The sequence below is a fragment of the Stenotrophomonas sp. A3_2 genome, from assembly GCF_036624925.1.
GTDB classification, from domain to species: domain Bacteria; phylum Pseudomonadota; class Gammaproteobacteria; order Xanthomonadales; family Xanthomonadaceae; genus Stenotrophomonas; species Stenotrophomonas hibiscicola.
This window is the reverse complement of the sequence record NZ_JAZKVY010000216.1, coordinates 1-8,499: the sequence shown is the minus strand read 5'-3', so window position 1 is coordinate 8,499 and position 8,499 is coordinate 1. Positions and strand designations below refer to the sequence as shown.

The following is an 8,499-nucleotide window of genomic DNA, read 5'->3' as shown; positions in this document are numbered from 1 at the left end:
AGGCTCGGTCGCCGCATCCATGCGGCTCACGCCCCCGCAACCGGACCCACCCCGCCTTCGACAGGTTCCCGCTGCTGTTGGTGGAAGTCGACCTTGGTCGACACACCGCTGTGGTGGGTGTCGACCTTGATCGACACGCCGCTGTTGGTAGGTGTCGACCTTGGTCGACACGGACGGAAACACGAAGGGGTCAGGTTCCTTTCCCTGCGGGAAAGGGCTCTGACCCCATCTGTGTGTTGCTTGAGCCTGTTACCAGTTCGGGTCTTCGGCCGGGGCCGCCGCGGCCTTGGGCTTCGGCTTGGCGGCCGGGCGTGCGGCAGCTGCGGGAGCGGCCGAGGCGGTCGCGCCTGCGGCGGCCGTTGCCGGCCTGCTGCCCAGCTTCTGGCGCAGTTCGATCTGGCCCGGGCGGAAGCCGCCGCGCATCGCGTCTACGCCGTCTTCGATGGTGCCGTAGGACGTCTGTGCAGCCACGCGATCGATGCGGATGGTGCAGCACGGGTGTTCGCTGCGGCCCAGCGAGCGGCCGGTCTGCGGGTCCTTCAGTTCTTCGCCCAGGCGCACGGCCTGCCAGCGCTGGCCGGCCTGCACGGTGTCACCGCCCTGGCTCAGCACCACCTGGTCACCGTCCACCGACACCACCGATACCGGGAACAGCGTGGTGACGATGCTGGTGCCGATCTGGCCCGACAGCGATTCCATCATCGCCGCGGCCATGTTGCGGCCGTTGACCACACGCGGCAGGGTGCTGGGGCCGGTCGAGGCCAGCTGGTGGTCGAAGCTGTCGGACATCACCACCTGGCCGGTGGTGGCGTTGACCAGGCGCAGGGTGATGCGGCCGCCACCGGAGTACGAGGTCACCTGGCGGTCGGACATGCGCAGGTTGCGCACGCTGCGCGGGTACTCGAAGCGTTCGACGGTCGGGATCAGGATCAGGTCGGTCGCCAGCTGCTGGCCGACACGGGCAGTGTCCTGCAAACGTACGTTGCCGCTGTTGATGTGGTCGATCTCGGCCTGCAGTTCGTCGCCGAACTCACGGTCCAGCACGATGAAGCGCTGGGTCTGGGTCAGCGTGTCGGACAGGCGTGCGCGGATCGCGTCGGCCACTTCATCGGCGCTCACGCGGCCATCGCCCACGGCATAGCTGCCGGCCTTGGTACGCGGCAGCGCGACCACGATCTTCGGCTTGCCCTGCTCGTCCGGTGCGCGGTACTGGGCGATCTGGGCACGTACGCGTACCTTCCAGTAGCTGCGCATGCTGCGGTGGGTCACGTCGGAATCGAACGAGCTGGCGCCACGCTTGGCATCGACGTTGACCTTCTCGTCGTAGCTCTGCTTGACACTGGCCGAAGCCGAACCGCTCTTGGCCGAGGCTTCGCCGGACGCACTGGCCGACGCCGAGCCCTTGAAGCTCCAGCCTTCGTCGCTGGCGCGCACACGGGCGATGGTCTCCTCGTCCAGCTGCCGCACTTCGTCCTGCGACAGGATTTCATAGCCCAGCACCGCGCCCTGCGAGCCGGCGATCATCTGCTGGGTGAACGCGTCGGCGCGGATGTCGCCGACGTGTTCGTCATCCACATCCACATGCAGGCCTGCACGCAGGCCCTGCATCTGGCTGGCCACGCGTACGCCGTTGACCTGCGCCACCGCCGACTGCAACGCCGCCAGCACCGCCAGTTCCGGGGTGCTGCCGATGCCGTCGGCCTCGCGCGCGACCTGGGTGGTGCCGCCGAAATCCGGCGTGCCACGCAGGGGCGCCGCTTCCACTGGCGCATTGCTGGCCAGTGCACTGGTTGCCTTTTCCTTGGCGGGCGCGGCAGCCGGGGCGTCCTGCTCGCCACAGGCTGCAAGCAGCGCGGCAACCAGGCCCAGGCCGATCAAACGGTAGGTCATACGCATGAAGATTCGCCTCGGATCAGAGCGTGTCGAGCATCGAATCGGCGTTGGACGGCACCTTCACCTTGCTCTTCCTGGCGAAGGTCACGGCCGACTTGGTCGAGCCGTACAGGCCCTGGATGAAGCCCGGCGATTCCTTGGCCACCCATGCACCGGCGGCCAGCTTGCGGCCGACGGTCGCCAGCTGGGTCGCGCCCAGGTTCTTCATGCCGGCGGTGAAGTTGCTGGCCTCGCCACCGAGCTTCTGTGCTTCGGCGGCCGACGCCAGCAGCGAGACCAGGCCTTCGGCGTAGTGCTGCTTGGATTCAGCGTTCAGTTCCGGCTGCGCGGCCTGGCGCTCGTTGATCGCCGCCTGCGCCGCTTCGCTGACCGACACCGACTTCTTCATCGCATCGACGCTTACCGAACCCGACGACAGCGCCTGGCGCTCGGCTTCCAGCAGCTGCACCTGCTCGGCCAGGCCGAAGGCACGGGCAAACGAGGTCTGGGCCTGCAGCGAGTGCGACTGCGAGCTGACGAAACGACGCACCAGCGCTTCCTGCGCGGCTTCGTCCGGGGCGGCGGCGCTGGAAGCGCTGCTGCTGGAGGTGCCGGTGGCGGCACCGGCCAGGTCCTTCAGCTTGCCCAGGCCAGCGTGGGCCGGCATCGACAGGGTGGCGGCAGCGATGGCCACGACAAGAGCAGTATTGCGGATCATATGAGTGTCCTTTGGGAGAGACGGCCGCCAAGCGGCACGTGGGAATCGGTAACCCCAGGCCGATGCCGAGCGGGCTCGGCACCCACCGGGGCGGCGGATCAGCGGACCGCCTTGACGTTCAGTTCGTTGATCATCTGCTGGGCGGCCTTTTCGGCAGCCAGCTGCAGCGCGTTGGTACGGGCCACGGTTTCATTCGGGCCGGTGCCAGAGAACTGCACCGGGCCCACCGACGACACGGTGCGCGGGAAGCGACCGGTCACGTCCAGCACCTTGCCGGTGACCGTGACGAACACGCGGGTGTTGCCACTGGCCGGATCGCGGTCGCGCATGCCTATGTCGAGGGTGCCGACGGCGATGTACGGAATGTTGGCCGCACGGATGCCGTTGGCGGTATCGCGCAGGGTGGCCGGGGCCAGGTCGTTGCCGGTGCTGAAGTCCTTGCGGATGCGCTCGATGCTGAGCAGGCCGCGCGACTCGCCCTCCACGTATTCGGCTTCAACCACTTCGTAGCCGGCGGCGCTGAAGGCACCGGTCATCGCGGTGTTCACTTCGGCGGCGTTGGCCACCTTCCAGGTGATGTTGTCGGCACGTGCGGTGGTGCTTCCGCCGCTGGTGACCGACACCGAACCATTCTGGTTGATGCTGCCGTTGGTACTGACCGAGTTGCCGCGGAAGCTGTCGCCCTCACGGGTGTTCTCGCTGTAGCTGCTGCTGGCGTCGACGCGGCGGTATTCCTTGTCCTGGAACGACTGCACGGTGTCCTGCGAGCGCGCCATGAACAGGAAGGTCAGCAGCGAGCGCTGCGCGGCGGTGGCACCGGCCACGGCCGAACCCGCATCCAGCTTGGTCTGCAGCAGGGTGGTGTTGATCTCGGCGCGGACAGTGACGGTGTAGGTCTTGGCCTTCTTGTCTTCGGTATCCGACAGCTGCACGGCGCTGAGCACGTAGCGATCGATCTCGCCGATGAACTCGGCGCGGCGCGCTTCGAACAGGCGCAGCTTGGCCGCACCGGTTTCGGCGATGTACGCCTCCAGTGCATTGACCTTGGCCTTGTTCAGGGCCTGGGCACGGGTGTCGGCACTCAGGCGCAGGCCGTAGCTGGCCGAGCCGGTGCCGCGCGAACTCGCGGTCTGCGCAGCGACCGGCGACGCCACCACCAGCGCGATGAGGATGAGCAGGATGGTACGCATTAACGACATGACTTGATCAACTCCTGGAGGGCTTGGGTCTGCTGCTGCAACGGGCGGCCGCCCGGCTTCTGTTCGTCCAGCCAGGCGCGCGAATCGGCACGCTTGGCGGCGGCGCCGGCGAAGGCATCGAGCCCGGCCAGCAGGGTTTCGTAGCTGGCCGACCACTGGTCGACCTGCCACTGCGTGACCGGCACCACCTTGGTGGCCCCCTTGCGCAGCGGCTGTTCGAAATAGACCTTGCCGGAGAAGGGCTCGGTCACTTTGGCGGTGAAGAATGCGCCGAACAGCATCGTCTTCATCGCCGGAGTTTCATTGATGACGCCGTTCTTCAGCGCATCGACCTGCACAGTGATGACGTAGTCCGGTTCGGGGATCTTCAGCTGGTAGACCTTGCCGTCGGCAAAGCGGGCGGCCATCGCACCACTGATCGCCTGGCCCGAGGCCGGCGGCAGCAGGCCGACGCCGGTATTGGACGACAGCGTCTTGGACAGTTCATGGGCCAGCGTGGCGCGCAGCGGGGTTTCCCACTTCGGGTCGGGCAGCTTGGCGCGGACCGCGTCGGACAGGGTTACGCCACCGACCTGCAGGCGACGCACGGCAGCATCGGGCAGCTTGGCCTGGGCGAGACTGGCGGCCAGCACCTGCGACAGGCTGGTATCGGCGCTGCCGTACAGCAGATCGGCGACGATCGCGTCGATATCGTCGTTGTCCGGGCGGTAGTCCTGCACGTCGATGCGCTGCAGGGTCAGCGGATAGGACGCGATCACCTGGCGCTCGCGGAAGTCGAAGAACAGCGCCTGCAGCGCCACTTCCACCAGCACCTTGTACTGGTCACCGATCGGCTCGACCGAGACCAGTTCGCGGTCCAGTGCCGCGGCCAGCACGGTCGCGCTGGTGGTGCCGTCGAGCATCGCCACCGGCTGGTCGATCAGCTGCAGGTGGGCCGGGGCGCGGCGCTTGAGCGACTGCGCCAGCGCCTGGTTCAGCGGGACCAGGCCACGCCGTTCCAGCACCGCATGCGCATGTGGCGTGGTCGCCTGCACGGCGGCGGCGTCAGCGGTATAGGCGAAGCCTGCCCAATAGGCCTGCTGTGATTTGTCTGCCGCCTGCGTGGCCATCGGCCACACGGCCAGGCACAGGGCACAGGCAAGCAGGCGCGCAAAAGCGCGCGATGCGCTCTTCGTCCTTGAATACATCCAACCGCTCCTCGGTCAATACGCACGGAATGCGGACGCTGATGCGTCCGCTGGGCGCGAAACATAGCCGCTCAGGCGCGCGGCGACAAGTGCTGTCCTTGTCGGCTCAGTCTGTGCGGGGCAGGCCCGCCCGTTGCCGCAGCAATTCGCGCTCGGCCCGGTTCTGGCTGAGCCGAGCTGCCTCGCCAAAAGCGTCACGCGCATCCTGCTCACGCCCCAGTGCCTGCAACAGCTCGCCACGAACCACCTGCAGCGGCGCGTAGTCGCGCAGGCGCGCATCAACCAGCAGCGGCTGCAGTTGTACCCATGCAGCGAACGGGCCCTCGCTGCGCAGTACCGCCACCACCCGGTTCAATGCCACCACCGGCGAAGGTTGCACCTGCAGCAGCTGTGCATAGAGCGCGGCGATACGCGGCCAGTCGGTAGCGTCGGCGCGCCGCGCCGCCGCATGGCACGCTGCGATGCGCGCCTGCAGCACATAGGGATCGTCACCGCCACCGGCGGCCAGCGCGCGCGCCAGCACCTGCTGCCCGCGTTCAATCTGCAGCCAATCCCAGCGCGCGCGGTTCTGTTGGTCCAGCAGCACCGGCACGCCCTGCGCATCGGTCCGTGCTGCGGCACGCGAGGCCTGCAGCTCCATCAGCGCCAGCAGGCCCAGCACCGGCGGCACCGGCAGCCGGTGCGCCAGAATGCGCGCGAGTCGCAGTGCCTCGTCGCACAGCGCCGGACGCATCCAGTCGTCACCGGCACTGGCCGCATAGCCTTCGTTGAAGACCAGGTAGATCGCCTCCAGCACCGATCCGAGCCGCTCAGGCATCGCGTCAGCACGCGGGACCTCGTAGGGCACCTGCTTCTGCGCCAGGGTGCGCTTGGCGCGAACGATGCGTTGGGCGATGGTTGGCTCCGGCTGCAGGAACGCACGTGCGATCTCGACGGTGGTCAGGCCACCGAGCAGGCGCAGGGTCAGTGCCACCCGCGCATCGGCCGGCAGCACCGGATGGCAGGCCACGAACATCAGCCGCAGCAGATCGTCACCCAGGTCATCCTCCAGCGCCTGGCTGTCATCGGGTGCCGGCAGCGCGGCCGGATGCAGTTCCTCACCCCACTGCGCATGCTGCTGCGTCACCCGCTGGTGCTGGCGCAGCACATCGATGGCGCGGTTGCGCGCGGTGGTCATCAGCCAGGCTCCGGGGTTGTCCGGGATGCCCTGTTCCGGCCAGCGCTCCAGCGCGGCCAGCCAGGTGTCCTGGGCCAGCTCCTCGGCACGGCCGACATCACCGCCGAGCAGCCGCGCCAGGCGCGCGATCAACACTGGCGACTCCATCCGCCAGAGGGCTTCCAGACGCTGCGTCAGTGCGGGATCGAGCATGCGCCGATCACAACACGCACGCCCGGCCCGCACAAGCGCCGCAGCTCACGCTTCAACAATCGGCTTGAAGCCGCCCCAGAACATGCGCTTGGTATCGAACGGCATGTCCTTCGGGCCCAGCGACGCCAGCCGCGGGTCGGCCATCACCTTGGCGTTGATGCGGTCGCGTGCCGCGCGCGAGCGGAACACCACGAAGGCGACGATCACCGTCTCGCCCGGTTTCGCCTTGACCGCACGCGGGAACGAGGTGCTCTTGCCCGGTTCCACATCGTCAGCCACGCATTCCATGTACTGCAGCGCGCCATGGTCCTTCCACACCGCGCCGGCCTTGCGGGCAAGGCGGCGGTAGGCCGCCACCTTGTCCTGTGGGCACGGCAGCACGTAAGCATCCACGTAGGCCATGTGGGTTCTCCCTTGCGGCGGCCGTCAGCCCGGCTCGCCGTCCATGTGTGCGATTTCCCAGAGATGGCCATCCAGGTCCTGGAAGCCGCGCTGGTACATGAAGCCCAGGTCGCGCGCCGGCTGCGGTTCGCTGGCGCCGGCGGCCAGTGCCTTGTCCAACAGCTCGTCAACTGCCTTGCGACTGGGTGCCGAGAGTGCGTTGATCACTTCCGTGTGGGTGTGCGCATCGGCAATCGACTTGTTGGTGAACTGCTGGAAAAAAGGTTGGGTCAGCAGCATCACGTAGATGCTCTCGCTGATGACCATGCCAGCCGCATCGTCATTGGTATAGGTTGGATTGAAGCTGTAGCCCAGCGCGGTGAAGAATGCCTTGGACTTCTCCAGATCCTGCACGGGCAGGTTGACGAAGATCATCTGCGGTTGTGGTGCACTCATTGGTAACGCTCCTTGCGGATGAAGAGGAAAGAGGGAGGGATCAGGGCTGCTTCATGCAATTGACCATCCACGGCTTGCCGTAACGGTCGATCAGCATGCCCCAGCGATGTGCCCAGAACGTTTCGGCGATCGGCATCTGCACCTGGCCACCTTCGGCCAGCGCAGCGAACACGCGTTCGGCTTCTTCGATGCTGTCGACGTCGACATTGATGGTGGTCGAGCCGCCCTCGCCACCGCCGGGACCGTCGGCCGCCATCACGATGGCGCTGCCGATCTCCAGCTGGCTGTGCGCAACGTGGTCGAGGGTTTCCGGCGGCATTTCGTTGCAGCCCGGCGAGCCATCGGAGGGCGGCATGTCGCGGTACTTCATTTCCGAGGTGACCTGGCCACCGAGTGCCTTGGCATAGAACGCCATTGCCTCGTGGGCCTGGCCGCTGAAGCCGAGGAAGGGAATCAATCTCATGGCAATACTCCGTTGTGCAGTTCAGGGCGATAGTGCCGGGGCGTGCCCGGCAGGGAGAGGAATCGGATCAGCCTTCCAGCTGTGCACGCAGACGCTGTTCCTGCTGCTGTAATTCGGGGGTGAAGGCTTCACCAAAGTCTTCTGCGGAGATCAGCGGACGCAGTTCCAGCGTGCCGCCCTCGCCGAATGGCGCACGGCTGGCCCATTCAACGGCCTCGTCCAGCGACCGCACCTCCCACAGCCAGAAGCCGGCGATCTGTTCGCTGGCAGGACCGAACGGACCGGCCTCGACCTTGGGTGCCCCGCCGCCGAAATGAATGCGACGGCCGCGCTGGGTGGCGTGCAGGCCTTCACCGGCCAGCATGATGCCGGCGGCCACCAGTTGTTCGTTGAAGGCGCCCATTTCGGACAGTTCCTGTTCGCTGGGCATGCGGCCGGCTTCGGAGTCGGCGTTGGCCTTCACGATCACCATCACTTTCATTTCGGTCTCCCGTGGGGACGCGTGGTGCGTGCCCTTCACTGGGTACAACGAACCAGGGGGCTGGGAATCGACACGTCTGTTGGAAATTTTTTCTTCCGTGGAAGGCGCGCCTTCGGCGGGAGTCGGCGAACGGCGGAGCCCCTCCGTGGTGGGTTGGGTTGGTCGCTGAAAGCTGGGTTCATGGGCTTTGCCGGGTGGGTAGACGGGTCGGGGGACGCCGTAAACCCGTCCCTGAAGTGACCCCCGGGAGTTGGACGCCAGATCCAACCCCGAGGGATACATGAACAGATATGACGCTCGTTTCAAACTGCAGGTTGCCAAAGAGGCCTGCAAGACCTCCACATCAGTCAAAGCCGTTGCTCGTCGCCACAGC

Annotated in this window: 10 protein-coding genes; 1 reads left to right on the top strand and 9 read right to left on the bottom strand. The window is 66.7% G+C overall.

The window, feature by feature from the left end:
* Positions 1 to 249: 249 nt before the first annotated feature.
* The 9 genes from R5H29_RS07210 to R5H29_RS07170 form a co-directional block, all read right to left on the bottom strand.
* Complete coding sequence (locus R5H29_RS07210; protein ID WP_332328982.1) at positions 250 to 1,896, bottom strand: CsgG/HfaB family protein; 1,647 nt, start codon at positions 1,894 to 1,896, stop codon at positions 250 to 252.
* Positions 1,897 to 1,912: 16 nt separating this feature from the next.
* On the bottom strand, positions 1,913 to 2,590 hold the full coding sequence (locus R5H29_RS07205) for a hypothetical protein (protein WP_021202156.1): 678 nt from the start codon (positions 2,588 to 2,590) through the stop codon (positions 1,913 to 1,915).
* 98 nt (positions 2,591 to 2,688) lie between these two features.
* Complete coding sequence (locus tag R5H29_RS07200) at positions 2,689 to 3,789, bottom strand: hypothetical protein (RefSeq protein WP_032953880.1); 1,101 nt, start codon at positions 3,787 to 3,789, stop codon at positions 2,689 to 2,691.
* The gene (locus R5H29_RS07195; RefSeq protein ID WP_332328981.1) at positions 3,780 to 4,976 is read right to left on the bottom strand and encodes a hypothetical protein; all 1,197 of its coding nucleotides are present in this window, start codon (positions 4,974 to 4,976) and stop codon (positions 3,780 to 3,782) included. Before R5H29_RS07195 ends, R5H29_RS07200 begins: the two co-directional genes overlap by 10 nt.
* Positions 4,977 to 5,082: 106 nt before the next feature.
* Entirely contained in the window at positions 5,083 to 6,345 is a 1,263-nt protein-coding gene (locus tag R5H29_RS07190; protein WP_332328980.1) for a sigma-70 family RNA polymerase sigma factor, read from the bottom strand.
* A gap of 45 nt (positions 6,346 to 6,390) precedes the next feature.
* A complete protein-coding gene (locus tag R5H29_RS07185) occupies positions 6,391 to 6,747 on the bottom strand; it encodes a DUF1428 domain-containing protein (protein WP_032128771.1) in 357 nt (118 codons plus the stop codon).
* Positions 6,748 to 6,771: 24 nt separating this feature from the next.
* On the bottom strand, positions 6,772 to 7,182 hold the full coding sequence (locus R5H29_RS07180; RefSeq protein WP_171953358.1) for a VOC family protein: 411 nt from the start codon (positions 7,180 to 7,182) through the stop codon (positions 6,772 to 6,774).
* 40 nt (positions 7,183 to 7,222) lie between these two features.
* The gene (locus tag R5H29_RS07175) at positions 7,223 to 7,645 is read right to left on the bottom strand and encodes a VOC family protein (protein ID WP_005415090.1); all 423 of its coding nucleotides are present in this window, start codon (positions 7,643 to 7,645) and stop codon (positions 7,223 to 7,225) included.
* A 67-nt stretch (positions 7,646 to 7,712) separates the two neighbouring features.
* Entirely contained in the window at positions 7,713 to 8,126 is a 414-nt protein-coding gene (locus tag R5H29_RS07170) for a YciI family protein (protein WP_053500761.1), read from the bottom strand.
* A 280-nt stretch (positions 8,127 to 8,406) separates the two neighbouring features.
* Here R5H29_RS07170 and R5H29_RS07165 point away from each other — a divergent pair.
* Positions 8,407 to 8,499 (top strand): transposase (locus R5H29_RS07165; protein WP_332328542.1); only part of this gene is annotated, 93 nt, incomplete at its 3' end.